Source organism: Micromonospora globosa (assembly GCF_000717585.1).
Classification (GTDB): Bacteria; Actinomycetota; Actinomycetes; order Mycobacteriales; family Micromonosporaceae; genus Micromonospora; species Micromonospora aurantiaca.
The window spans coordinates 25,113-47,088 of the sequence record NZ_JNZR01000027.1; the positions used below are offsets into that span (position 1 = coordinate 25,113).

The window sequence follows — 21,976 nt, forward strand, 5'->3', positions numbered from 1 at the left end:
CGCTGGCCTTGGCCGTCTTCGCCCAACCCGGCGCCGGTGCCCGGTTCGACTGGGGACTGACCGGGGCGGCGGAACTCGGCCGGGTCTGTGCCGCCCTGGTGGTGGTGGACGTGCTGTCGTTCACCACCGCCGTGGAGGTTGCGGTGAGCCGCGGCATGCGGGTGCACCCGTTCCCGTGGGGCGAGCAGGCTGCCGACTACGCCCGCCGGGTGGGGGCCGTGGCCGCTGTGGGCCGCCGGAAGACGACGACCGAACACCCGTGGTCGCTGTCCCCGGCGGCGCTGCGGGCCGCGCCGGTCGTCGCCGACCTGGTGCTGCCGTCACCCAACGGTTCGGCGATCAGCGCCGCTGCGAGCGCCACCGGAGTGCCGGTGGTCGCGGCGTGCCTGCGTAACGCACCCGCCGTCGGGCGCTGGCTGCGCGCCGAGGGGTACGGCTCGAAGGACGCACCCGTGGGCGTGGTGGCGGCCGGGGAGCGCTGGCCCGACGGGTCGCTCCGGCCGTGCGTGGAGGACCAGCTCGGTGCGGCCTGCGTGCTCGACGCGCTCGCCGATGTGCCAGGCGGGCTCTCGGTGGAGGCCGCGATGGCGCTCGCCGCGCTGGCGAGCACGCCGGACGTGCCGGCAGCGGTCCGGGGATGCGTCTCCGGGCGGGAACTCGCCGAGGGCGGCTTCGCCGAGGACGTCACGGTCGCGACCGAGGTGGGCGTCTCCGACGTGGTGCCGGTGCTCCGCCAGGGCTACTTCGCCCCCGCCTGAGCACCGCTTCTGCTCCCGTCCTGCGGGGCCCGCTGACGACTGTGGCCGCCCGCTGTTCGCGGGCGGCCACAGTTCTCACGTCTGGTGTCTGTCAGTCGTCCAGCCAGTCGAGGCGTCGTCCGCTCCGGTCCGCCTGCCCGTCCGGGCGGGCGCGACCCGCCTGCGCCGGGTCGTTGGAGTAGCCGTTGTCGTAGCCGCCCCCGCGCTGCTGCGGCGGCTCCTGGCCGTAACCGCCCTGCTGGCCGTAACCGCCCTGCGGGTTCTGACCGTAGCCCTCGCCGTATCCGCCGCCCTGCTGGCCGTAGCCGCCGGACTGGTGACCGCCGTCGTAACCGCCACCGGCGTTGCCGTAGCCGCCGGCCGGCGCGTCGCCGTATCCGCCCTGCTGACGAGCGCTGTCGTAGCCACCTGTCGCGCCGCTGTCGTAACCCCCGGCGCCCTTGTCGTAGCCACCCTGGGACCGGCTGTCGTAGCCGCCGGCGGGGTTGTCGTAGCCGCCCGCGGGCGCATCGCCGTATCCGCCCTGCTGCCGGGTGCTGTCGTAGCCGCCGGCCGGGGCGTCGCCGTAGCCACCGGCAGGGGCATTGTCGTACCCGCCGGTCGGTGCGTCGCCGTAGCCGCCGCCCGCCGCGCGACCGCCGCCGTAGGCCGGGGCGTCGCCGTACCCGCCGGTCGGGTTGTCGCCGTAGCCACCGCCCGCGGCGTTGCCGTAGGCGCCGGTGGGCTCGCCGTATCCGCCCTGCTGGCGGGTGCTGTCGTAGCCGCCGGTCGCGCCGTTGTCGTAGCCGCCCGACGCGGCGCCGTAGCCACCGGCCGCGCCGTAAGCGTCGCCCTGCTCCGGGCCACGGCCGTACGGGGCCGAGCCGGCCTGGTCGTAGCCGCCGCGGTCCTGCTCCGGCTGGTAGGTGCTGGTGGGGTACGGGTCGGCCGCCGGTGCGTACTGCGTGCTGTCACCGGTGTAGCGGCCGGTGGGCTCGTCGAAGCGCTCGTTGCCGTAGCCACCGCCCTGGGCCGCGTAGCCGGCTGCCCCAGCAGCGGCACCTGCGGCATAGTCCGGGTTGCCGTAGCCGGCACCGGAGGAGGGTCCGTTGCCGTAGCCGCCGCCCGAGGAGGGCGCGTTGCCGTAGCCGCCCGCGCCGCCGTAACCGCCCTGGCCCGCTGCGTCGTCGCCGTAGCCGTAGCCGCCCTGGCCGCCGCCCGCGCCGTACGCCGGGCCGGGCGGCGCGCCGTACGGGTCCGGCGGGACGTCGTCCACGACCGGCCGCTGGAGCATGGTGGGGGCGTCGCTGATCGAGGGGCCGCCGACCATCGTCGCGGCCGGGGCGCCCATGCCGTTCACCACGCGGGTCTGGTCGTCGGTGCCGTGGTACGCGCCCCGGGCCGCCGGGATCGCACCGGCCGCGCCGGGACCACCCGGACCGGCCGGTCCACCCGGACCGTCGCCATCGCCGTCGTCGCCCTCGTTCTTGCGGCGCATGTAGAGCAGCACGATGGTGCCCACGCCGACGGCGACGAACAGGCCGCCGAGCAGGATGAGCAGCCAGGAGCCGAAGCCGCCGGAGTCCTCGTTCGCGGCCGGCTGCTGCGCGGCGGGCGCCTCGGCCGACGGGGTGTCGGTCGCCTCCTCGTCGAGCGGCTCCTCGGACGGCGGGGCGGACTCACTCGCCGACGGGGTGGCGCTCGGGCTCGCCGACGCCTTCACCTGGATGCTGAGCCGGACACCGGTCACCGACTGGCCGGCGTTCGCGTTGATCGACCGGGCGACCGGCGATGCGCCGTCGGTGGAGGCGCCGAGGTCGATCCGGCCGGGCGCGATCGGGTTGGACTCGGAGCCGCTGAAGCTGAAGTTGCCGTTACCACTGGTGTTGGTGCGGCGTTCCTTGCCCGCGCTGTCGCGGAGCATGACGAGGGCGCCCTCGATCGGATCGCCGTCGGCGTTTACCACCTTGCCCGAGACCGTCTTGACGGTCTGCGGCTGCTGCGGCGCCTCCGGACCACGCACCGTCATGTTCCGCGAGTCGCCAGCCTGGTCGCCGCCGGCCCGAGCGGAGACCCGGACCTGTCCTGCCTTGTTGGCACCGGGCGCGAGGTTGTCGGCGACGAGCGTCACGTTGAAGGTCGCTGACTCACCGTTCCCGATGGATCGGGCGGGGATCCGGCACTCGCCCTGACACTTCAGTCCGTCGAACGTTTCGACATTGATGCTGAAGATGCTCGTCGAGTCGTTGTTGTTCTTGACGGTGAAGCTCATGGCGGTCTGCTGACCGCTTGACAGGGAGTCTGTCGACAGGCTGGTGATCTGCACGTCTGGGTTCGCCGCGAGGGCGGGAGCTGCGGGGACGGTGAGCAGGGCGCCGAAGACCAGCGCTACGACCACACCGGCCCGCTGCTTCCAGGCACGTCGGTGTGTTGACACGTCCACCGCCTTCCGGGTCTGATCCCCCCGTCGGCCGCTCGGCCGAGGTTGATCACTCACGGTACGAATAACGCCGTCGGCAACTATGCCTTGTCTGACCGGATCATCTCTACCCAGGGCCGCCGTCGGGCGGCCTTCTGCCGGGTCGTATCGTCCCGTCGTGTCCTCTCCGCACGCTTATTCCGAAGCGGTACGCGCCGCACTGGTGGCGCTGGACGAGGGGCGTACGCCCGAACGGCCGGTGCTCCGGGAGGCGGTCCGGACGCTCTTGGCTGCCCTCGCGGATCGCGCCCCCGGCCGATCGGTGGAGGTGCGCGTCCCACCCTACGGTGCGGTCCAGTGCGTGAGTGGTCCACGACACACCCGTGGTACGCCGCCGAACGTGGTGGAGATGGACCCGCCGACCTGGCTGGCGGTCGCCACCGGACGCCAGGGATGGGCGGAAACGGTCACTGAGGGTCGCATCCGGGTTTCCGGGAACCGGGCTGACCTCTCCCCGTACCTCCCGATTTAGGCGTCGAGCAGGGCAAACCCTGCTCACGCTGAGCGGACGCTTCGTGACTGTCGGTGTCGACTGCTGGTCGCGTACACTGAGAGCCGACGACGGTCCCGGCCCATGCGTGCGGAGCTGCCCCCCTGACTCCGCCAGGCCAGTCCAGACCCCACTGCGAGGGAGCGGCAGGTGCCCCGAGGCGATGGCCGGCTGAGCCACGACCTTGACCCCCAGCGACCCGGCCCACAGGACGCGTGCGGCGTCTTCGGCGTCTGGGCGCCGGGTGAAGAGGTCGCCAACCTCACCTACTTCGGGCTCTACGCCCTCCAGCACCGCGGTCAGGAGGCCGCGGGCATCGCGGTGAGTGACGGCTCCGGTGTCGTGGTCTACAAGGACCTCGGCCTGGTCGCCCAGGTGTTCGACGAGCCGACGCTGGCGAGCCTGCGCGGCCACGTCGCGATCGGGCACGCACGCTACTCCACCACCGGCGGCTCGACCTGGGAGAACGCCCAGCCGACCATCCGTGCCACGACCGCCGGCACCACGATCGCGCTGGCGCACAACGGCAACCTGGTCAACACCGCCGAGTTGCAGCGCGAGGCGGCCGTGCGGGGGCTCGACTCGGACGGCTCGACGAACGACACCTCGCTGGTCACCATGCTGCTGGCGAGTCGGCCCGACCTGTCGGTCGAGGCGGCCGCGCTGGAGGTGCTGCCGCAGCTGCGCGGCGCGTTCAGCTTCGTCTTCATGGACGAGTCGACGCTCTACGCGGCGCGGGACGCGCACGGCGTACGCCCGCTGGTGCTCGGCCGGCTCGAACGCGGCTGGGTGGTGGCGAGCGAGACCGCCGCGCTGGACATCGTCGGCGCGAGCGTGGTGCGCGAGGTCGAGCCGGGCGAGCTGATCGCCATCGACGAGAACGGGCTGCGTTCCAGCCGGTTCGCCTCGCCCGAGCCCAAGGGCTGCCTCTTCGAGTACGTGTACATCGCCCGGCCGGACGCCACCATCGCCGGCCGCAACGTGCACGCCGCGCGGGTGCAGATCGGCCGCCAGCTCGCCAAGGAGCATCCGGTCGAGGCCGACCTGGTGATCCCGGTGCCGGAGTCCGGCACGCCGGCCGCGATCGGCTACGCCGAGGAATCAGGCATCACCTACGGCCAGGGCCTGATGAAGAACCCGTACGTCGGGCGCACGTTCATCCAGCCCTCGCAGACGCTGCGCGCGCTCGGCGTCCGGCTGAAGCTGAACCCGCTGCGGCAGAACGTACGCGGCAAGCGCCTGGTGGTGGTGGACGACTCGATCGTTCGGGGCACCACCCAGCGGGCGATCGTCCGGCTGCTGCGCGAGGCGGGCGCGCTGGAGGTCCACGTCCGGATCTCCTCGCCGCCGGTGAGCTGGCCCTGTTTCTACGGCATCGACTTCGCCACCCGCGCCGAGCTGCTCGCCAACGGGCTCGACAACGACGGCATCCGGCGGTCCATCGGTGCCGACTCGCTCGGTTACGTATCGCTGCCCGGTCTCATCGCCGCGACCGAGCAGCCGAAGAGCCGGCTCTGCCGGGCGTGCTTCGATGGGGAGTACCCCATCGAACTGCCGGCCGGGAACCTGATCGGCAAGCACGTGCTCGAAGGAGTGGGACGCCGGGTCGCCGCCGAGGCGGCCGGGCCGACCGGTCCGCTCGTCGCCACACCGACCCACCACCCGTAGCACCACCGACGCGGGTCCGGCCGCTCCGGGCCCGCGGGAACCACAAAGGGGAGAACCGTGACGCACGTGTCCGAGCGCAGCGGCGCAGGATCCAGCCCGACGGGCGCCGGCGGCGACCGCCAGCCCTGGTCGGCGGGTTCCGGCCGGACGCAGCGCAAACGCTCGGTCTCGTACGCCGACGCCGGGGTGTCGATCGAGGCGGGCGACCGCGCGGTCGAGCTGCTCAAGTCGAAGGTCAAGGAGACCCGGCGCCCCGAGGTCATGGGTGACCTGGGCGGCTTCGCCGGCCTGTTCCGGCTGGACACGAAGAAGTACAAGAACCCGATCCTGGCCTCCTCGACCGACGGCGTGGGCACCAAGCTGGTGATCGCCCAGCAGCTCGACATCCACGACACGGTCGGCATCGACCTGGTCGCCATGGTCGTCGACGACCTGGTGGCCTGCGGCGCCGAGCCGCTGTTCCTGCTCGACTACATCGCCACCGGCGAGGTCGTGCCGGACAAGGTCGCCGAGATCGGCGCGGGCATCGCGGACGGCTGCCGGTACGCCGGCTGCGCGCTGCTGGGTGGCGAGACCGCCGAGCACCCGGGCGTGCTGCGCCCCGACGAGTACGACATCTCGGCCACGGGCGTCGGCGTGGTGGAGGAGAGCGAGATCCTCAGCCCGGAGCGCGTCGAGGTGGGCGACGTGGTGATCGCCATGCGCTCGTCCGGCCTGCACTCGAACGGCTACTCCCTGGTCCGGCACGTGCTGCTCGGCGCCGGCCGGATGCGGCTGGACGTGGTGATCGACGACTTCGGCCGCCAGCGGACGCTCGGCGAGGAGCTGCTCACCCCGACCAAGATCTACGCACAGGACTGCCTCAAGCTGATCGCCGAGGCCGAGGTGCGGGCGCTGGCCCACGTCACCGGCGGCGGCATCCCCGGCAATCTGGTCCGGGTGCTGCCCGAGCACGTCGACGCCGTGGTGAACCGCTCCACCTGGAAGCCGCAGCCGATCTTCGACCTGATCCAGTCCAAGGGCCGGATCGAGGACCCGGAGATGGAGGCGACCTTCAACATGGGCGTCGGCATGTTCGCGATCGTCTCCGCCGAGGACGCCGACCGCGCGCTGGCCACCCTGACCGGCCGGGGCGTGGACGCCTGGCAGGCCGGCGAGATCATCGAGGGGTCCGGCAACGTGCAGATGGTCGGACAGCACACCCGAGGCTGATCACCCTGCGCCGATCGGCCGGGCACTTTATCGGGGGTTCACCCGAGCGGTCGCCGCGGCCTAGCCTGGAGGTTCGGTTTTCAGGCAGGCGGGGGAGGTGCTGATGGCTGCGCGCACGCCCGGAGGGATGCGGGGCATCTCTGCCGTCCCGTCGTACGTGGTGATGCAGCCGACGACGCTGTGCAACCTCGACTGCGCCTACTGCTACCTCCCCTTCCGGGCGGTCGACAGGCGGATGCCGGTGGCCGTCGCCGAGGCGGTGGCGGCGTCGGTGAACCCGTGGGCGGCGGGCGGTCGATTCTCCGTGGTCTGGCACGGAGGGGAGCCGCTCGCTGCGGGCCGGGAGCACCTGGCCGCGCTGCTGGCGCCGTTCGGGCCCGACGTCGAGCACCACGTGCAGACGAACGCCACCCTGATCGACGACGCCTGGTGCGCGTTCTTCGCCGAGCACCGGGTGCGGGTCAGCATCAGCGTGGACGGGCCGCGGGCGCGCAACGGCGAGCGGGTCACCCGGGGCGGGCGGCCCGCGTACGACCGGATCGTGGCGGGTGTGGCGGCGCTGCGCCGCCACGGCCTGCCGTTCTCGGCGCTCGCGGTGGTCTCGCGGCCGGAACCGGGCCTGGCGACCGAGCTGTACGACTACTTCCTCGACCTGGGCTGCGACGTGCTCGGCGTCAACATCGAGGAGACCGAGGGCGTCAACACCCGGACGAACGCGCGCGACGAGGGTGCGGTCACCGGGTTCTGGGCGGAGCTGGTGGCGGCCTGGCGCCGGGATCCCCGGATCCACCTGCGTGAGGTGGAGTGGTCGCTGCGGTACGCGGGCGCGGTCCTGGCCGGCACCGCCGACGACCTGCTGCCCCGGAGCCTCGACCCGATCCCGACGGTCGGGCACGACGGCTCGGTGGTGGTGCTCTCGCCGGAGCTGGCCGGCTTCACCGACCCCCGGTACGGCGACTTCGCCAGCGGGAACGTGCTGACCACGCCGCTGGGCGACATCCTCGCGGGCGCGGCCGGTACGCCGTGGGTGGGCGAGTTCCTCACCGGCGTGGAGGCGTGCCGGGCGTCCTGCGCGTACTTCGGGTTCTGTGGCGGCGGGCACGCCGCCAACCGCTACTTCGAGCTGGGGCGTTTCGACGGTACGGAGACCGAGCACTGCCGTAACAGCAAGATCCGCCTACTGGAGGGAGTGTTGGAGCATGCCCGAGACCATCAGTGACACCGACCGGGAGGCGGTCGCCGACCGGGTGCGGGACGCCGCTGCGGGGCTTACCGCTCTGCTTCGGGAGGCGGAGGCGGCGCGGCTGCTGCGGGCGGAGGTGTCGGGCGGCGACGGCGCCGACGCGGTGTGCGCGTGGAACCACTTCGAGAACATCCCGACGTTCTACAACTGGAACAACCGGCCACGCTGAGGGAACGGTTCCGCGATCAAGGACCTGCCGGCGCGTCGGAGCGGGCGCCCCGGAGCGCCGGCAGGTCCCTGATCGTCGGTCGTACGCCGGCTCAGCAGAGCACATGCGTGAGCACGCGGGGGTTACCGCGTGCTCAGATGTGACCGGAGGTCAGCGGGTCGGACGAGCCCAGGTGTCCGGGTCGTCGTCCGCGTGGTCCTCGTCATCGTCGTCGACATACTCTTTGTAGTCGTCGTCGAAGTTGTGCTCAGACTTTCCACTACCCGCCAGTTCGCGCTGCAAGGCGGTTAGGTCGGTGTTCGGGGAGTGGTACTTCAACTCCCGGGCCACCTTCGTCTGCTTGGCCTTAGCACGGCCGCGCCCCATGGCTCGACCCCCTCGCACAGAATGCGGGGCAGCCCGAAGGCGGGCCCCGATGACGTCAGGCATCTCTCGTGGCTCTTACGGTACATGGGGATGCCATCGTTCGGCACCTCGGGTCACCGTCGACCGGACCTGCGCGTCGCAGTGGTCCAGCCGTCACAAAGTGTACCGGGTAAGGGGTAAGCCCCGGGGCTGGCCATGACACCGGACATACCGGTACTAACGAGCCCGAGAATCAGCTTAACGCGCGCCGCCTCCGGGGGTGGAGCGCCGCCCCGCCCCCGGAGGTGAGCTTCACCGCAGATGGATCGTGCGCAGCCGGCCGACCTCGGCCATCCGCCGCTCGGCGAGCCGGTCCGCGGCGACCGCCGGCGGCACGCCCTCGTCGTCGGCGAGCTGGAGGATCTGCCGGGTGGTGTCGAAGATCCGGGTCGCGCGCAGCTTGGCCCGGTCGAAGTTGAAGCCCTCGATCTCGTCGGCCACCTGGATCACGCCACCGGCGTTCACCACGTAGTCCGGCGCGTAGAGGATGCCCCGGTCCGCGAGCACCTTCTCGATGCCCGGGTGGGCGAGCTGGTTGTTCGCCGCCCCGGTGACCACCTTCGCCCGCAGCACCGGCACGGTGTCGTCGTTCAGCGCGCCGCCGAGCGCGCACGGGGCGTACACGTCGATGTCGGAGGTGACCAGCGCCTCGGTGTCGTCGACCAGGGTGACCTGCGGGTGGGTGGTGCGCGCCCACTCCAGGGCGCGCGGGCTGACGTCGGTCGCCACGACCTCGGCGCCGTCGTCGAGCAGGTGGGCGGTCAGGTACTTGCCGACCTTGCCCAGCCCGGCCACGCCGACCCGGCGGCCGGCCAGCGTCGGGCTGCCCCAGACGTGCTCGGCGGCGGCCCGCATGCCCTGGAACACGCCCCAGGCGGTGAGGATCGAGGAGTCGCCCGCGCCGCCGTGCTCCACGCTGCGGCCGGTCACGTAGCGGGTCTCCCGGGCGATCACGTCCATGTCCGCCACGTAGGTGCCCACGTCGCAGGCGGTGTAGTAGCGGCCGTTCAGCGCCTCGACGAAGCGGCCGTACGCGCGCAGCAGCGCCTCGCTCTTGATCTGCTCGGGGTCACCCCAGATGACCGCCTTGCCGCCACCGAGGTCGAGGTTCGCCAGGGCGTTCTTGTAGGCCATGCCGCGGGAGAGGTCGAGCACGTCGGCGAGGGCCTCGGCCTCGCTGGCGTACGGGTAGAACCGGGTGCCGCCGAGCGCGGGGCCCAGCGCGGTCGAGTAGATCCCGATGATCGCCTTCAGGCCGGACTGCTTGTCCTGGCAGAACACGACCTGCTCATGCCCCGTGGAGACGGGGTCGTCGGTACTGGCGAATACGCCCATGGCTGACTCCTGTGTCGGTGTGCGCCCTTGTGGGGCGCGGAACCCGGGTGGCACGCCGGCGGGATGCTGCCGGTGTCGTTGAGCCTAATATCGGCCCGAACCGTACTGTCGCGCATGTCACGCCACGGGCCCGAGGGCGGCGACGGGCGGTCCCGTCTCGTGGGAGGATCGCGCCGTGCCGTCGCTCTTCGCTTCATACCTGCGCGTGTACGAGCCGCTGACCGCCTTCGACCGGGACCGGCAGTCGTACTGGCGCCGGTACGTCAGCGAGGGCCGCGCGATCGCCCCGCTGGAGGGACCGGTACGGCAGCGGACGGCGGTGATCGAGGCGCTCGGCGCCGGCTGGACCCGGCTGCCCGACCTGCCCGACGAGGCGTACGTCCTGGAGTCCGACGACGCGCTGCTGGTCTGCCCCTGGAACCTGCGTATCCGGGTCGCCGAGGCGGCGCTGAGCGCCCGCGACGGCGTGCCCTCGGTGCTGGCCGACGCGTTCGTGCCGCCCGTGCTCGCCGGGCAGGCCAAGGCCGTGGTGGAGGACTGGCGCAGCGGCGCCCGGGTGCTGGAGCACGGGGTGCCCCGGGTGCACGAGCAGATCGCCACCTGGGGCGTGCCCCTGCGCTGGTTCGTGCTGTTCGAGGCCGGCGAGCGGCACCTGGTCACCGAGCCGGAGCGGCGGGCGCTGCGCTACCGCACCGAGATCTCCAAGGCGCGCCGCCGGGCGTCCCGGGCGCTGTCGGTGCTGCGCAAGTCGATCGGCGAGGCGCCCATCACCGAGGCGGTCGAGGAGGCGGCCCGGTGGCTGGAGGAGTTCCACCCGCGCTCGGTGGTCGAGCTGGACTACGGCGGCCTGGTGCAACTGCTGCCGGACGAGACGCTCGAAGCCGACGACTCGACCGAGCTGGTGGCCACCGGACTGTCCGGACTGGGTCGGGGCGAGGCCGAGGAGGCGTCCGCCGCGTACGACAAGCTGGTCGCCCGCTGGCGCGCGGTGCAGCTGCTCGAACGGTGCAACTGACGCCCGGTTTGCCCTGCTAAGTGGCCTTGGACACGAGAGTGTCTCGTAGTTGATGCGTCACGAACCGTGATCATGAGTCCGAATAAGGTAGTTTCTGCGGCATAAAAGTCGTAAAAATCGGGCATGCTTCATCCGTCCGTCTAGGGACCTTCAGCCGTTCGGCCCATGTCGGACATCGGGGACTAGCCGGACCATGGGAGACGCGTCGGCCGGCGGGACCCCGGCCGATGTCTATACATGTGGAGGAGTGACCCCGATGGCATCGCGAACGCACGAACCTGAGCCGCTACTCACACCGGCCGAGGTGGCGTCGATGTTCCGTGTCGACCCGAAGACGGTGACCCGGTGGGCCAAGGCTGGCAAGCTCAGTGCCATCCGGACCCTGGGCGGCCATCGCCGCTACCGCGAGTCGGAGGTTCGGGCCCTGCTGCAGGGGCAGATCCCCCAGCAGCGCCAGGGAGACTGACGAACCGGCGTTCTCCGGCGTTCCGATCAAGGGCGGTGCCGTCGCGGCGCCGCCCTTGATCGTGTCCGGGCTCAGTCGCGCCCCGGGCCGTCCAGCACGATCCGCAGCCCCACAGTGCCGCGCTCACCCCGGCGCAGTCGGCTGCCCAACAGGCTCAGCCGTCCGATCAGCCGGTACTTCCGCTTGAGCAGCCCTCGGACCCGGTTCGTGCTCTCCGGGTCGGCGATCGTCGCGTGACCCGGCACCGCCTCGCCGTGCGGCCGGCCGCGCACGTCGCACGGGGCCACCGTCACCCGGCCGTCGCGCCGGATGCGCTTCACCTTGCCGGAGTCGGCCACCGTCCACACCGCCAGCCCGTCGCCGTCGCGTACCGCCCACACCGGAGTCGGCACCGCCCGGCCGTCCTTGCGGAACGTGGTGAGCAGGACGTACTTCTCCGCCGCCAGGCGGTCCAGGTCGGTCACGCCGCCAAGGATACGGCGGCGACGGCGCCGCCGACCCCCGGATAGCGTTGCGGGCATGACCGGGGAACCCGAGATCGGCGACGTGTTCGGCGAGATGATCCGCGACGCGTACGCGGTCGCCACCGGGATCGGACCGCGCCCGATGGCCGGCGGTCGCCTGCCCCGCCCGGTCATCGAGATCATCGAGCGCGACGACGGGCTGGTCAACGGCGCGCCCGCCGAGCACTACCTGGACCCGCCGCAGCGGTGGCAGCCGCACGACCACCGGGCCGTGGACCGGGTACGCGGACACGTGCTCGACGTCGGCGTCGGCGCCGGCCGGATCGCGCTGCACCTCCAGGACCGGGGCGTACCGGTCACCGGACTGGACACCTCGCTCGGGGCGCTGCGGGTCAGCCGGCACCGGGGCGTACGCGACCTGGTGCACGGCACAGTCGACGAGCACGCCGCCGACGGCCGCCGGTACGACACGTTCCTGCTGCTCGGCAACAACCTGGGACTGTTCGAAGGGCGGGAACGCGCCCCGGCGATGCTCGCGGCGCTCGCCGCGCTGGCCCGTCCCGGCGCCCGGGTGATCGCCCACGGCACCGACCCGTACGGGACCACCGACCCGGTGCACACCGCCTACCACGAGCGCAACCGCCGGCGGGGCCGGATCGGCGGGCAACTACGGCTGCGGCTGCGCTACCGGCTGCTCGGCACCGACTGGTTCGACTACCTGGTCTGCTCGCCCGAGGAGTTCGCCGAGCTGGTCCACGGCTCACAGTGGCGACTGACCGACGTGGACGACACCGACCACCCCTACTACCTCGCCACCTTGGAGCTGCGGCGTTAGGAAGGGCCCCTTTCAAGCGCCTAGGCGTTAAGAAGGGGCCCTTCCTTACGTGCTCAGACCTGGACGGTGGGGGTGGTCTGCTCCGGGGGCAGCCCGCCGTCGCCGTCGACCACCTCGTCCGGCGTGCCGTCCTCGTCGATGTCCACCATGGTGATGTCCACCTTGCCGTCACCGTCGGTGTCGAACTGGAACAGGTCGGCCTTGCCGTCGCCGTCGGTGTCCACCACCCACACGTCGGTCTTGCCGTCGTTGTTGGTGTCCGCACGGAGCAGGTCCACCCGCTCGTCGCCGCGGGTCTCGACCGTCTCGGTGCTCTCCGCGCTCTCCGGTGCCTGGCTCATCTCGTTCCTTCCTTCGGCGTTGAGGGCCGTCCTTACCCCGTCCGCTCCGCCCCCACGCATCCCGGCGGCCCGGCCATGCATAGGGTCGCATGCAGGAACGAGCGAGCGGACGGGCCCGGCGGCGGAGACCCCGCGCGCCCCCGCCGCGGCGAGGGGACGTCGATGAGTGGTCGTTTTGTGGTCGTCGGGGCCGGCACCATGGGCCTCGGCATCGCGTACGTGGCGGCCGGCGCCGGGTACGCGGTCGAACTGGTCGAGGTCGACCCCGCCCGGGGCGCCGAGGCCCTGCGCCGGCTCGGCGAGCTGTGGGACCGGGGCGTGCAGCGCGGCAAGCTGACCGAGGAGGCCGCCACCGCCAACCGTGAGCGCGTCACGCTCCGGGCCGGGCTCGCCGAGGTGGCCGAGGGCGCCGACGTGATCGTGGAGGCGGTGCCCGAGCGGCTCGACCTCAAGCGTGCCGTCCTGCGCGAGGCGGAGAGCCGCCGGCCGGCGCTGCTGGGCAGCAACACCTCCAGCATCCCGATCGCCGAACTGGCCGCCGGGCTGGACCGCCCCGCCGACTTCGTCGGGTTGCACTTCTTCAATCCGGTGTGGGCGATGGCGCTGCTCGAGGTCGTGGTCGGCCCGGCCACCGCGCCGGAGACGACCGAGGCGGCCGTCGCGCTCGCCGCCCGGCTCGGCAAGGACCCCGTCGTCGTACGCGACATGCCCGGCTTCGCCACCTCCCGGCTGGGCGTCACGCTCGGCCTGGAGGCGATCCGGATGGTGGCCGACGGGGTGGCGAGCCCGGCCGACATCGACAAGGCGATGGTGCTCGGCTACCGGCACCCGATCGGCCCGCTGGAGCTGACCGACCTGGTCGGCCTGGACGTGCGGCTCGACATCGCGCGCACGCTCCAGGCCGCGTACGGGGACCGCTTCGCGCCGCCGCCGCTGCTCGTCGAGATGGTGGCCGCCGGGAAGCTGGGCAAGAAGTCGGGGCGGGGCTTCTACACGTGGAAGGACGGCGTGAAGCAGTGAGCGCGAGGAGTGAGCTTGCGAGCCCCGCAGTCGCGAACGACAGGCCGGCACAGTGAGCGGGCTGCGGATCGAGGAGCTGCCGGACCGGCTCGTGGTCACGCTGGACCGGCCGGAGAAGCGCAACGCCATCGACGCCGACCTGGTGGGTGAGCTGCATGCGGTCTGCGCCGACCTGGAGGCGCGTCCCCGGCTGCTGCTGCTCACCGGCGGGACGGCGGGCATCTTCGCCGGGGGCGCCGACATCGCCCAGCTCCGGGAGCGTGGCCGGCTGGACGCGCTGGCCGCCATCAACCAGGGCGTCTTCGCCCGCATCCGGGCGCTGCCGATGCCCACCGTGGCCGCAGTCGACGGGCCGGCGCTGGGCGGCGGCGCCGAGCTGGCGTACGCCTGCGATCTCCGGGTGTGCACGGACCGAGCGGTGTTCGGCCAGCCCGAGGTGCGGCTGGGCATCCTGGCCGGCGCGGGCGCGACCTACCGGCTGCCGGCGCTGATCGGTGAGGCCCGGGCCAAGGAGCTGCTGTTCACCGGCCGGCGGGTGGACGCCGAGGAGGCGCTGCGGATCGGGCTGGTGAACCGGGTGGTGGCCGACCCGGCGGAGCTGCTGCCCACCGCGCACGGCCTGCTCGACGAGATGGCGAAGGGCTCCGCGCTGGCGCTGCGGCTGACCAAGATGGCGGTGGACGCCCCGGCGGCCGCGCACCCGCAGCTGGACCTGCTGAGCCAGGCGGTGCTCTTCGAGGACGAGGAGAAACACCGGCGGATGACCGAGTTCCTGGACCGGCGCCGGGCCCGCTGAGCCCGGGAGAGACGACGAGGGCCGCACCGGTCTCCCCGGTGCGGCCCTTCGCGTCGGTACGCGTCAGTGCTTGATGTCGACTCCCGCGTCGTCCAGCGCGGTGATCGCCGGCGCGGACTCGGCGAAGCCGATGAGCAGCAGCGCCTCCGGGCCGAACGCCTTGATCTCCTTGGCGGTGCCGCTGAAGTCGACAGGCGTCTTCGGGTCGGCCGGCGGCTCGTAGGTCAGCAGCTTGATCCGGTCCGCGCCGATCCCGGCCTTCTCCAGCTCCGAGCGGACGTTCTCCTGGAGGCCCTCGCCGTACGAGTCCTTACGGGCCAGGATCGCGATCTTGCGCGGCCCGTCCCGGAGCATCACGTCGGCCAGCGCGCGGCCCTGGAGGCTGTCCGGCGGCGCGGTACGGAAGTAGAGGCCCTTGTCGTCCACAGCGCTCAGCCCCGCGTCGGTGTTCGACGGGGAGAACAGGATCCGGCCGGCGGCCACCACGTCCGGCAGTACGGCCCGGGAGATGCCGGAGCCGCCCGCGCCGATGATGACCTGGACGCCCTTGCTGACGTGCGAGGCGACGGTGGCCTTGGCGACCTCCGGGTTGGTGCCGTCGTCGCCCTCGATCCACTTCACCGGCTCGCCGAGCACACCACCTGCGGCGTTGACCTCACGGATCGCGAGCGCCGCGCCGGCCGCCAGCGGCGGGTTCGCCAGCGCCAGGTCACCGGTCTTCGGCAGCAGCCCGCCGAGGACCAGCGGGGCGTCCTTCGCCTTGCCGTCGCGCGGCTTGCGCCCACGCGGCGGGGCCTTCGTGCTCGCCCCCGACTCCTCACCGGCGCCGACGAACTCGGTCTTGCTGTCGTCGATCTTCTGGTTGTCGAAGTGCATGGTGCCGTAGCTCGCGGTGGCCGGCTCGCCGGTGTCGGTGAACCCGGCGCGGGTCAGCGACACGCCCCGGTACTCGATGTCCCGGCCCGCGCGGGCGAGCTGGAGGCAGGCCGTCACGTCGTCGCAGCGTTCACCGCCGGTGGTCACCCCGACGATCTGCTTGGCGATCTCGGCCGGAGCGGTGGTGCCGGCGAGCTGGGCGGCCAGCGCGCTGATCACCACCGCGTCGTACGACTCGGCGGAGTAGAGGAAGTCACCCAGCTTCGGGTCTACGGCGAGTAGTCGCTCCTTGAAGCTCTCGGCAAGCGGAGTGAGGGGCGTGGTGCCCTTCATCCCGTTCACCAGGTCCGCGCGGTCCTTGAGTTCCGCGGCGTACGAATTGAGCATGTTGCCGTCGGTGCCGTAGAGGCGTACCTGGGTGGCAGGCGTTTCCTCCGGCTCGTCGCTCCCGCAGGCGCTCGTGGCGAGCAGAAGCGCCGCGCAGGCCATGGACAGGGCCGCGCGCGACGTGCGTGTTCTCAGCATGGTCGTCCTTCCTCCGGCGAAGGTCCGCTGCGCACCTTAGCGTGCTCGCGCGGCATGCGGGACTGTGGAGTCGGCTCCGTCGGCACCCCGACTGCGGGTATCACTCTGCGTGGTCGACGAGCCGTTTCCGGGTCACGGCTTGACCCCCGGCGATACTGTTCCGCGGGTGAACGACGAAGCACAGCAGACGCTCGACGACGCGACCGCCGTGCTCCGTTCCGCCCTCGCCGGTGACGGCGCCGGCGTGGTGGGCACGTTCGACGCGGTGGTGGACCGCTCCGGCCTCGCCGGGGCGTACGGAGTGGCGTGGTGCCTCGCCGCCACCATGCTCGGCGACGACACCCCGGGCGGCGGCGCCGCCCTCGACTTCCCCGGCATCGACCAGGCCGACTACGACACCCGCTGGGTGGCCCGTTTCGTCAGCGCGTGCGCCAACGACGACGCGGACACCGGCGAGGCGCTGTTCGGGGCGGCGGCCGCCGACGGGCTGCTGCCCGACTGCCTGCTCACGCTCGCCGGGTCGACCATCGCCACGCTGCGCAGCCGGTCGGACTGAGCCCGGCGCGCGGCCCGGCCCCTCGGCTGTGGTAGCTCTGGGTGCATGTCCGAGGCGATGCTCAGCAAGGTGCGCAAGCTGCTCGCCCAGGCCGAGGACCCGGCCTGCACGCCCGCCGAGTCGGCCGCCTTCATGGCCAAGGCCACCGAGCTGATCGCCCGCTACGGCGTCGACCGGGCGCTGCTCGCCGCCCGCGACCCGGCCGCCGACCCGGTCGGTGACCGGACCGTCGACGTGGTCGCGCCGTACGCCCGGGACAAGGCCGGCCTGCTCGCGGCGGTCGCCGAACCGCTGCGGTGCCGATGCGTACGCCGCCGGCAGGGCAACGGCTTCGTCATGCACCTGTTCGGCTTCGCCAGCGACCTGGAACGGGTCGAGCTGCTGTTCACCTCGCTGCTGGTGCAGGCCGCGCACGGGCTCGCCGGTGCTGTCGTACCGGCCGGGGAGCACCCGGCGGCGTTCCGGCGTACCTGGCTGGCCGGGTTCGCGTACGTCGTCGCGGAACGACTGCGCGCGGCCGAGAGCAAGGCGGTGGCGGAGTCGGGTGGAACCTCCACGGCTCTGGTGCTCGCCGACCGCTCCGATCGGGTCCAGCGCCGGGTCGCCGAGGCGTACCCCCGGTTGCGCACCGCCCCGCGACGGCGGCTGGCGGGCGGTGGCTTCGGTTCCGGCGCGGACGCCGGCCGCCGGGCCGACCTCGGTGGCACCGGCGTGGCCGGGACCGGCGCGGCGCCCGGTATCGCCGGCTGACGGGCTGCTGTCCGGTCGGTGCGGGTCAGGCGCTGGTGCGGGCGACGGTCGCCAGGTAGCGGCAGAGCAGTTCGTGCCAGCCCGCGGTGAGCGCCTCGCGGTAGCCCTCGGCCGCCGTGCCGTGCCGGTCGAAGTAGCGGTGCTCGACGTCCACCCGGGTCCGCTCCGGACCGTCGGCGTGGAACAGGACCTCCACCTCGCTGGCCCGCGCCGGATCCGGCACCGGCACCCGGTCCGGGCCGATCTGCCAGGTGAACACCAGGCGCCGGGGCGGATCCCAGGTCAGCACGCGGCCCCAGTCGTTGCGGAAGCCGTACGGGCCGATCTCGTAGAGCATGCCGCCGGCCCGCGGCTCGATGCCGATCGCGGCGAGCGCCTCCGGGCCGGACCAGGTGTATTCGCGCACCCACCAGTCGGCGAGCGCGCCGGTGAAGACGGCGTACGCCCGCTCGGCGGATGCCGGGACGAGCAGGCTGCTGCGGAGGGAGAAGCGGTCGGATTCCTGCCGGACCTCATCCGGATCGGCCATCTCCTGTCCCATAGGTCCGGACCATACCGGCTCATGTCTCGGTGTGCAGCTTCCGTTCCGCCCGCTTCCGGACACCGGGAACACCGGTTCCCGACAGCGCTGAGTGGTGGGACAGGCGCTCTGCGCAAGGCGCGACGGCGCTTCCGGGAGGTGCCCCGGCGGGGCTTCCGGGAGGTCAGGGCGGGCATCCGCGAGGTGGGGGTGGGCGACGGATGCCGTACCGGAAAGCGGGTAACCGCGGCCGATCGGACCGATGGGAGAGCGGGGAGCATGACCGACAGCCGAGCCACCGAACCAGTGCCGGACCCCGGTGACGAACTGACCGGCTCGCCGGCCGGTCCCGAGTCGGAGCCGGACGTCCTGCTCGACGTGCCTGAGCTGACAGTCGACGAGATCCGGCTCGCGGTGGACGGGCTCGACGCCGACCTGTCGCTGCGCGCCCGGCTGGCCAACCTGCTCCAGCTCGACGCCGGAGTCCGGGTGCACCTGGAGGGCGTCGAGCTGGACATCACCGGGGTGAGCGCCGAGGCGCTGCTCAAGGTACGGCTGGAGAAGCTGGTGCAGATCCTGGACCGGGCGCTGACCACGATCGACCGGAACCCGCAGCTGATCGACGCGCTGGCCCGCTCGGCCGGTGTCACCCTGGACGACGTGCACCGGCTCGCCGCGCCGGTGGTGGACCAGACCGGTCGTACGGTGGCCGCGGCCGGCGAGGTGGTCGAGCGCACCGCTCCGGCGGTGTCCGGCCCGATCGAGGCACCCGAGCCGCCCCGGCGCCCGGCGCGGACGGAGCCACCACCGTCGGCCGGTGGCGATCGGCCGAAGCCGCCACCGCCAGGTGCCGGGCGGGAGGGGAGGACGGAGTCCGAGCGTGCCGCCGGATCGGGGCAGGGCGCCGGTGCGGGCCCGTCGGCGGAACGTCCCACCGAGAAGAAGCGCGGTTCGGAGCGCCCGGGCGGGGCCGGCCAGCCGGCGAGCGCCGCCGCCGAGGCGGCACAGTTGGCGGGACAGGCCGGACAGGCACTCCGGCAGGCCGGCCGGAGCGTCTGGGAGGCGATCCAGGGCAGCCCCACCCAGAACCGCCGCCCCCCAGAGACCTGACCGCCCGCCGCCGGTCCCGCCGCCCGTCCGTCCGGGATCGGGTGACCGGGGAGGGCGTCACGCGGGTGGGAAGTCGTCCGGACCGGCCGAGGTGGAGGGCTGTGCGGCCTGCTGGTGGCGGCGGAGGAGTTCCTGGAGGGCGGCGATCTCGGACTGCAGGGCCTGACGTCCCTCCCTGGTGATCCGGATCCACGTCCGCGGACGACGGCCGTGGTAACCCTTCTCCACCTGGATCAGGCGTGCCTCCTCCAGCACGGTGAGGTGCCGGGACAGGTTGCCCGCGGTGAGTTCGAGGGCCTCCCGGAGATAGGCCACCTCCACCCGCTCGCCTTCGGCGGCGATGGTCAGGATGCCGAGCCGGTGCCGTTGGTGGACCGTGTCGTCGAGACCGTTCGTCGGGAATGGCCCGCCCGCGCGAGGGTCGTCCACGGTGCTCACGCGTACCCATTGTGCTGCTTCTTCGCGGCGGCGAGCGTCAGACCCCCGCCGATCAGCAGGACCGGTGCCGGGAGCATTGCCGCAAGCATGAAGCTGAACCGGGTCAGATCACCCGGTTGCAGGTCGGAGACCTGGAACCAGGCGTTCACGGCGACGAGCACGACGGTGTAGAGCCCGACCACGACCCACAGGCTACGGCTGCGTTCGAGGTGGGCGAGGACCGCCAGGCCCACGGCGATCACGAGGTGCGGCAGCATGCCCCGGTTGGCGAGGCCGAGCAGCGGACCGGTCAGCCAACTGGTGCCGCCCGACACGGGTGCGCTGGTGTTGAACAGCAGGAACTCCAGGACGACCGGAAGGGTGAGGCCGACGAGTGTGCCCGCGATGCCGGCGATGACGTACGCACGGGTCGGGGTCTGAACGCCCGCTCGCCGGCCGTGCCAGCGGTACCAGGCCAGGCCGGCCAGGTAGCCGCCGACGAGCGCGGCCAGCCAGTACCAGCCCAGAGCGGTCGACTTCTCCAGGAAGCCGCCGCCGAGACCGGTCAGGACAGGACCGTCGGACCCGGCGCGCAGCGCGGGTGGCTCCGCCGACTCCACGTACAGCGGCGCGGCCGCCGCGATGAGCACCCCGAAGAGCAGGAGCGGAAGCCAGTACGCCTGACGGGCCGCCCGCGCCTGCCGGCGGAGGGTGGTCATCGAGGCGAGCAGTTCCTGGGCATCGTCCTCGCGGGGTGACTCGGACGGCATGGTTCCTCCCGGCAGCCGTAGCGCTGTGACCCAAATAGGTTTGCAGCGCAAACCTATTCGCGCAAGAGGTCGAGGGTCTCGAACATCCGCGCCTGTTTCGACATTTCTCTAGGTTGACAGACTTCGAATCAAGAGGCAGGGTGGAGACTGCTTCGATAAACATCTAGACAGGGGGTTCCCATGTCCCGCGTCCAGCTCGCCCTGCGCGTGTCCGACCTCGAAGGCTCCGTGGCCTTCTACAGCAAGCTGTTCGGCGTCGAGCCGGCCAAGCGCCGCCCCGGCTACGCCAACTTCGCGGTGGAGAACCCGCCGCTGAAGCTCGTACTCCTCGAAGGTGAGCCCGGCCTGCCGACGGTGATGGACCACCTCGGGGTCGAGGTGTCCACCACCGAGGAGGTCAACGCCGCGACCAACCGCCTCACCGAGTCCGGCCTGATCACGCTGGAGGAGAACGACACCGAGTGCTGCTACGCGCTCCAGGACAAGGTCTGGGTACGCGGCCCCGGCGACGAGCCGTGGGAGGTCTACACGGTCAAGGCCGACTCGCCGCAGCTGGCGAAGGCGACCGAGAGCGCCTGTTGCGCCTCGGACGCGGCGGAGCAGCCCGCCGCTGTCTGAGCCGGATGCCACGAGGTCCCCACCGGCCTGCACGCCGGTGGGGACCTCTTTCGTGCGCCGGCGGCTACCGTGCCTCGGCGAATTTCAGCCGTTCGAGCTTTTCGACGTAGACGAACCGCTTCCCGTCCGGCGAGAAGCTCGGGTGGTAGGCGCGGGCGCCGCCGGCGATCCTCGTCTTCTTCCCGGTGCGGACGTCGACCGACCAGACCCCGCCCACGTGGTCCGACGCGACGGCGGCGATCACCGACCGGCCGTCCGGCGACACCGCCAGGTCGGCGAGGCCGGGAAGCTCCGTGATGAACCTGGCTGTGGCCGATCCGACGGCCCACTCCGTCAGGTGCCAGGTGAGATCGTCCGGACTCACCTCGGGCGGCAGCGGCAACCTGCCGAGGGAGTCGGGTGCGGTGATGAAGAACAGCCGTTCACCCAGCGCCGCAGGCGACCGCGCCAGCACCGTCGACTCGCAATCCGTGTCACCGCCGCTCAGGTTGAAGGTCACTCCGCCCACCGTCACCGGAGAGCCGAACTCGTACGCCTTCCCGTCGGCGAGCAACTGGACTCCCCCCGGACCGCACTCCCGGGGCGCCTCCACATATCCCCCGCCGCCACGGTTCACGAGTGCGGCTTCGGCGAGGAAACGCGTCGACGCCAGAGGCTCGAACGTCCTGTCGGCGGGCGAGTAGCTGAGCAGCTCGGTTTCGTCCCAGCCGCATTCGAGGGCCACCCCGAGGTCGCCGCCGGGGCCGGCGAACAGGAAGCTGAACAAGCCCGCTTCGCAGGTGGATACCGCTGGCGCGCGCTTGAGAACGGGTTCCTCGGCGCTCCCATCGGGTCGCTGCCGCCACACCTCGGCTACTCCCGAGCCCGAGGTCGAGGTCACCTCCCGCAGGTAGTAGACCCAGCCGTCGGCGGCCCAGACCGGATGGAACAGGGAGACTCGGTCCAGGAGCCCCGAGACCCGGCCACACCCGCCGAGCAGGATCACGGCCAGTACGAGGACCGGCGTCAGAGCCGTACGCAGCGCACGCACACGTGGCCTTCCGGTGGCATCCTGTCCGCCACTCGGCGGGCCCGCTCACCGTAGACGCGGGACGCGTCGCGCGAGTGCCCGCTCCACGCCGCGGTGCCTCCGTCGCGATGCACCCGGCCGATGGAACCA

The 21,976-nt window shown here is 72.3% G+C and carries 25 protein-coding genes; 15 read left to right on the plus strand and 10 right to left on the minus strand.

Translation table 11 applies throughout. The features are described from left to right. The first annotated feature begins 8 nt into the window (after positions 1 to 8). On the plus strand, positions 9 to 758 hold the full coding sequence (locus IF06_RS0122605; RefSeq protein ID WP_030273407.1) for a 2-phosphosulfolactate phosphatase: 750 nt from the start codon (positions 9 to 11) through the stop codon (positions 756 to 758). A 91-nt stretch (positions 759 to 849) separates the two neighbouring features. On the opposite strand, the gene IF06_RS0122610 is transcribed toward IF06_RS0122605, so the two are convergent. Beyond that, positions 850 to 3,174: a carboxypeptidase-like regulatory domain-containing protein gene (locus IF06_RS0122610; RefSeq protein ID WP_030273409.1), complete on the minus strand. Its 2,325-nt coding sequence runs from the start codon at positions 3,172 to 3,174 to the stop codon at positions 850 to 852. A gap of 160 nt (positions 3,175 to 3,334) precedes the next feature. Here IF06_RS0122610 and IF06_RS33190 point away from each other — a divergent pair, with 160 nt between their 5' ends. The 5 genes from IF06_RS33190 to amcA all read left to right on the plus strand — a co-directional run bounded on the left by IF06_RS33190 (position 3,335) and on the right by amcA (position 7,998). Continuing rightward, positions 3,335 to 3,688, plus strand: a complete 354-nt coding sequence (locus IF06_RS33190; RefSeq protein WP_041798746.1) for a sterol carrier family protein — start codon at positions 3,335 to 3,337, stop codon at positions 3,686 to 3,688. Between the two features lie 168 nt (positions 3,689 to 3,856). After that, positions 3,857 to 5,374 (plus strand): amidophosphoribosyltransferase, encoded by a 1,518-nt coding sequence (purF, locus tag IF06_RS0122615; protein ID WP_013283425.1) that lies wholly within the window; start codon positions 3,857 to 3,859, stop codon positions 5,372 to 5,374. Between the two features lie 57 nt (positions 5,375 to 5,431). Then, positions 5,432 to 6,586, plus strand: a complete 1,155-nt coding sequence (purM, locus tag IF06_RS0122620) for a phosphoribosylformylglycinamidine cyclo-ligase (protein WP_013283426.1) — start codon at positions 5,432 to 5,434, stop codon at positions 6,584 to 6,586. A 127-nt stretch (positions 6,587 to 6,713) separates the two neighbouring features. Continuing rightward, positions 6,714 to 7,805 carry a cyclophane-forming radical SAM peptide maturase AmcB gene (gene amcB, locus IF06_RS0122625; protein ID WP_174361756.1) on the plus strand — a complete coding sequence of 364 codons (1,092 nt, stop codon included), beginning with the start codon at positions 6,714 to 6,716 and terminating at the stop codon, positions 7,803 to 7,805. Then, positions 7,786 to 7,998, plus strand: a complete 213-nt coding sequence (amcA, locus tag IF06_RS0122630) for a multiple cyclophane-containing RiPP AmcA (protein ID WP_013283428.1) — start codon at positions 7,786 to 7,788, stop codon at positions 7,996 to 7,998. Before amcB ends, amcA begins: the two co-directional genes overlap by 20 nt. 150 nt (positions 7,999 to 8,148) lie before the next feature. Here amcA and IF06_RS0122635 read toward each other — a convergent pair whose 3' ends face one another. Both IF06_RS0122635 and IF06_RS0122640 read right to left on the minus strand, forming a co-directional pair. Then, the gene (locus IF06_RS0122635; protein WP_013283429.1) at positions 8,149 to 8,364 is read right to left on the minus strand and encodes a DUF3073 domain-containing protein; all 216 of its coding nucleotides are present in this window, start codon (positions 8,362 to 8,364) and stop codon (positions 8,149 to 8,151) included. A gap of 291 nt (positions 8,365 to 8,655) precedes the next feature. Beyond that, entirely contained in the window at positions 8,656 to 9,738 is a 1,083-nt protein-coding gene (locus tag IF06_RS0122640) for a Glu/Leu/Phe/Val family dehydrogenase (protein ID WP_030273411.1), read from the minus strand. Positions 9,739 to 9,913: 175 nt separating this feature from the next. On the opposite strand from IF06_RS0122640, the gene IF06_RS0122645 reads away from it, so the two are divergent. Together IF06_RS0122645 and IF06_RS0122650 are read left to right on the plus strand one after the other, a co-directional pair. Continuing rightward, positions 9,914 to 10,753 carry a hypothetical protein gene (locus IF06_RS0122645; RefSeq protein WP_013283431.1) on the plus strand — a complete coding sequence of 280 codons (840 nt, stop codon included), beginning with the start codon at positions 9,914 to 9,916 and terminating at the stop codon, positions 10,751 to 10,753. A 256-nt stretch (positions 10,754 to 11,009) separates the two neighbouring features. Beyond that, positions 11,010 to 11,219, plus strand: coding sequence for a BldC family transcriptional regulator (locus tag IF06_RS0122650; RefSeq protein WP_007073996.1), 210 nt, complete (start codon positions 11,010 to 11,012; stop codon positions 11,217 to 11,219). 71 nt (positions 11,220 to 11,290) lie between these two features. On the opposite strand, the gene IF06_RS0122655 is transcribed toward IF06_RS0122650, so the two are convergent. Continuing rightward, positions 11,291 to 11,683, minus strand: coding sequence for a PPOX class F420-dependent oxidoreductase (locus IF06_RS0122655; RefSeq protein ID WP_013283432.1), 393 nt, complete (start codon positions 11,681 to 11,683; stop codon positions 11,291 to 11,293). A 55-nt stretch (positions 11,684 to 11,738) separates the two neighbouring features. On the opposite strand from IF06_RS0122655, the gene IF06_RS0122660 reads away from it, so the two are divergent. Continuing rightward, positions 11,739 to 12,518, plus strand: coding sequence for a class I SAM-dependent methyltransferase (locus tag IF06_RS0122660; RefSeq protein ID WP_013283433.1), 780 nt, complete (start codon positions 11,739 to 11,741; stop codon positions 12,516 to 12,518). Between the two features lie 53 nt (positions 12,519 to 12,571). On the opposite strand, the gene IF06_RS0122665 is transcribed toward IF06_RS0122660, so the two are convergent. After that, entirely contained in the window at positions 12,572 to 12,859 is a 288-nt protein-coding gene (locus IF06_RS0122665) for a hypothetical protein (RefSeq protein WP_013283434.1), read from the minus strand. A 162-nt stretch (positions 12,860 to 13,021) separates the two neighbouring features. On the opposite strand from IF06_RS0122665, the gene IF06_RS0122670 reads away from it, so the two are divergent. After that, positions 13,022 to 13,879: a 3-hydroxyacyl-CoA dehydrogenase family protein gene (locus IF06_RS0122670; protein WP_013283435.1), complete on the plus strand. Its 858-nt coding sequence runs from the start codon at positions 13,022 to 13,024 to the stop codon at positions 13,877 to 13,879. Positions 13,880 to 13,931: 52 nt separating this feature from the next. Continuing rightward, on the plus strand, positions 13,932 to 14,675 hold the full coding sequence (locus IF06_RS0122675) for an enoyl-CoA hydratase/isomerase family protein (RefSeq protein ID WP_013283436.1): 744 nt from the start codon (positions 13,932 to 13,934) through the stop codon (positions 14,673 to 14,675). Between the two features lie 63 nt (positions 14,676 to 14,738). Here the strand turns inward: IF06_RS0122675 and IF06_RS0122680 are convergent, their stop codons facing one another. Then, the gene (locus IF06_RS0122680; protein ID WP_013283437.1) at positions 14,739 to 16,076 is read right to left on the minus strand and encodes an ABC transporter substrate-binding protein; all 1,338 of its coding nucleotides are present in this window, start codon (positions 16,074 to 16,076) and stop codon (positions 14,739 to 14,741) included. A 166-nt stretch (positions 16,077 to 16,242) separates the two neighbouring features. On the opposite strand from IF06_RS0122680, the gene IF06_RS0122685 reads away from it, so the two are divergent. After that, on the plus strand, positions 16,243 to 16,632 hold the full coding sequence (locus tag IF06_RS0122685) for a hypothetical protein (protein WP_013283438.1): 390 nt from the start codon (positions 16,243 to 16,245) through the stop codon (positions 16,630 to 16,632). Between the two features lie 45 nt (positions 16,633 to 16,677). Next, positions 16,678 to 17,382, plus strand: a complete 705-nt coding sequence (locus IF06_RS0122690; protein WP_013283439.1) for a DUF2786 domain-containing protein — start codon at positions 16,678 to 16,680, stop codon at positions 17,380 to 17,382. A gap of 25 nt (positions 17,383 to 17,407) precedes the next feature. Here the strand turns inward: IF06_RS0122690 and IF06_RS0122695 are convergent, their stop codons facing one another. Further along, the gene (locus tag IF06_RS0122695) at positions 17,408 to 17,923 is read right to left on the minus strand and encodes an SRPBCC family protein (RefSeq protein ID WP_030273417.1); all 516 of its coding nucleotides are present in this window, start codon (positions 17,921 to 17,923) and stop codon (positions 17,408 to 17,410) included. Positions 17,924 to 18,181: 258 nt separating this feature from the next. Here IF06_RS0122695 and IF06_RS0122700 point away from each other — a divergent pair, with 258 nt between their 5' ends. Continuing rightward, positions 18,182 to 19,012 (plus strand): hypothetical protein, encoded by an 831-nt coding sequence (locus tag IF06_RS0122700; RefSeq protein ID WP_030273419.1) that lies wholly within the window; start codon positions 18,182 to 18,184, stop codon positions 19,010 to 19,012. 57 nt (positions 19,013 to 19,069) lie between these two features. On the opposite strand, the gene IF06_RS0122705 is transcribed toward IF06_RS0122700, so the two are convergent. Next, positions 19,070 to 19,450, minus strand: coding sequence for a winged helix-turn-helix domain-containing protein (locus IF06_RS0122705; RefSeq protein WP_013283442.1), 381 nt, complete (start codon positions 19,448 to 19,450; stop codon positions 19,070 to 19,072). Further along, entirely contained in the window at positions 19,447 to 20,199 is a 753-nt protein-coding gene (locus IF06_RS0122710; protein ID WP_013283443.1) for a hypothetical protein, read from the minus strand. Before IF06_RS0122710 ends, IF06_RS0122705 begins: the two co-directional genes overlap by 4 nt. 180 nt (positions 20,200 to 20,379) lie before the next feature. On the opposite strand from IF06_RS0122710, the gene IF06_RS0122715 reads away from it, so the two are divergent. Then, positions 20,380 to 20,817: an ArsI/CadI family heavy metal resistance metalloenzyme gene (locus IF06_RS0122715; RefSeq protein WP_013283444.1), complete on the plus strand. Its 438-nt coding sequence runs from the start codon at positions 20,380 to 20,382 to the stop codon at positions 20,815 to 20,817. A gap of 64 nt (positions 20,818 to 20,881) precedes the next feature. On the opposite strand, the gene IF06_RS0122720 is transcribed toward IF06_RS0122715, so the two are convergent. Continuing rightward, positions 20,882 to 21,802 carry a TolB family protein gene (locus IF06_RS0122720; protein ID WP_232236750.1) on the minus strand — a complete coding sequence of 307 codons (921 nt, stop codon included), beginning with the start codon at positions 21,800 to 21,802 and terminating at the stop codon, positions 20,882 to 20,884. Between the last annotated feature and the right edge of the window lie 174 nt (positions 21,803 to 21,976).

Coding starts and splice junctions, on each gene's coding strand:
- amcB (WP_174361756.1), top strand. CDS start 6,714: ATGCGGGGCATCTCTGCCGTCCCGTCGTACGTGGTGATGCAGCCGACG.
- amcA (WP_013283428.1), top strand. CDS start 7,786: ATGCCCGAGACCATCAGTGACACCGACCGGGAGGCGGTCGCCGACCGG.
- IF06_RS0122635 (WP_013283429.1), bottom strand. CDS start 8,364: ATGGGGCGCGGCCGTGCTAAGGCCAAGCAGACGAAGGTGGCCCGGGAG.
- IF06_RS0122640 (WP_030273411.1), bottom strand. CDS start 9,738: ATGGGCGTATTCGCCAGTACCGACGACCCCGTCTCCACGGGGCATGAG.
- IF06_RS0122650 (WP_007073996.1), top strand. CDS start 11,010: ATGGCATCGCGAACGCACGAACCTGAGCCGCTACTCACACCGGCCGAG.
- IF06_RS0122660 (WP_013283433.1), top strand. CDS start 11,739: ATGACCGGGGAACCCGAGATCGGCGACGTGTTCGGCGAGATGATCCGC.
- IF06_RS0122665 (WP_013283434.1), bottom strand. CDS start 12,859: ATGAGCCAGGCACCGGAGAGCGCGGAGAGCACCGAGACGGTCGAGACC.
- IF06_RS0122670 (WP_013283435.1), top strand. CDS start 13,022: ATGAGTGGTCGTTTTGTGGTCGTCGGGGCCGGCACCATGGGCCTCGGC.
- IF06_RS0122680 (WP_013283437.1), bottom strand. CDS start 16,076: ATGCTGAGAACACGCACGTCGCGCGCGGCCCTGTCCATGGCCTGCGCG.
- IF06_RS0122690 (WP_013283439.1), top strand. CDS start 16,678: ATGTCCGAGGCGATGCTCAGCAAGGTGCGCAAGCTGCTCGCCCAGGCC.
- IF06_RS0122695 (WP_030273417.1), bottom strand. CDS start 17,923: ATGGGACAGGAGATGGCCGATCCGGATGAGGTCCGGCAGGAATCCGAC.
- IF06_RS0122700 (WP_030273419.1), top strand. CDS start 18,182: ATGACCGACAGCCGAGCCACCGAACCAGTGCCGGACCCCGGTGACGAA.
- IF06_RS0122710 (WP_013283443.1), bottom strand. CDS start 20,199: ATGCCGTCCGAGTCACCCCGCGAGGACGATGCCCAGGAACTGCTCGCC.
- IF06_RS0122715 (WP_013283444.1), top strand. CDS start 20,380: ATGTCCCGCGTCCAGCTCGCCCTGCGCGTGTCCGACCTCGAAGGCTCC.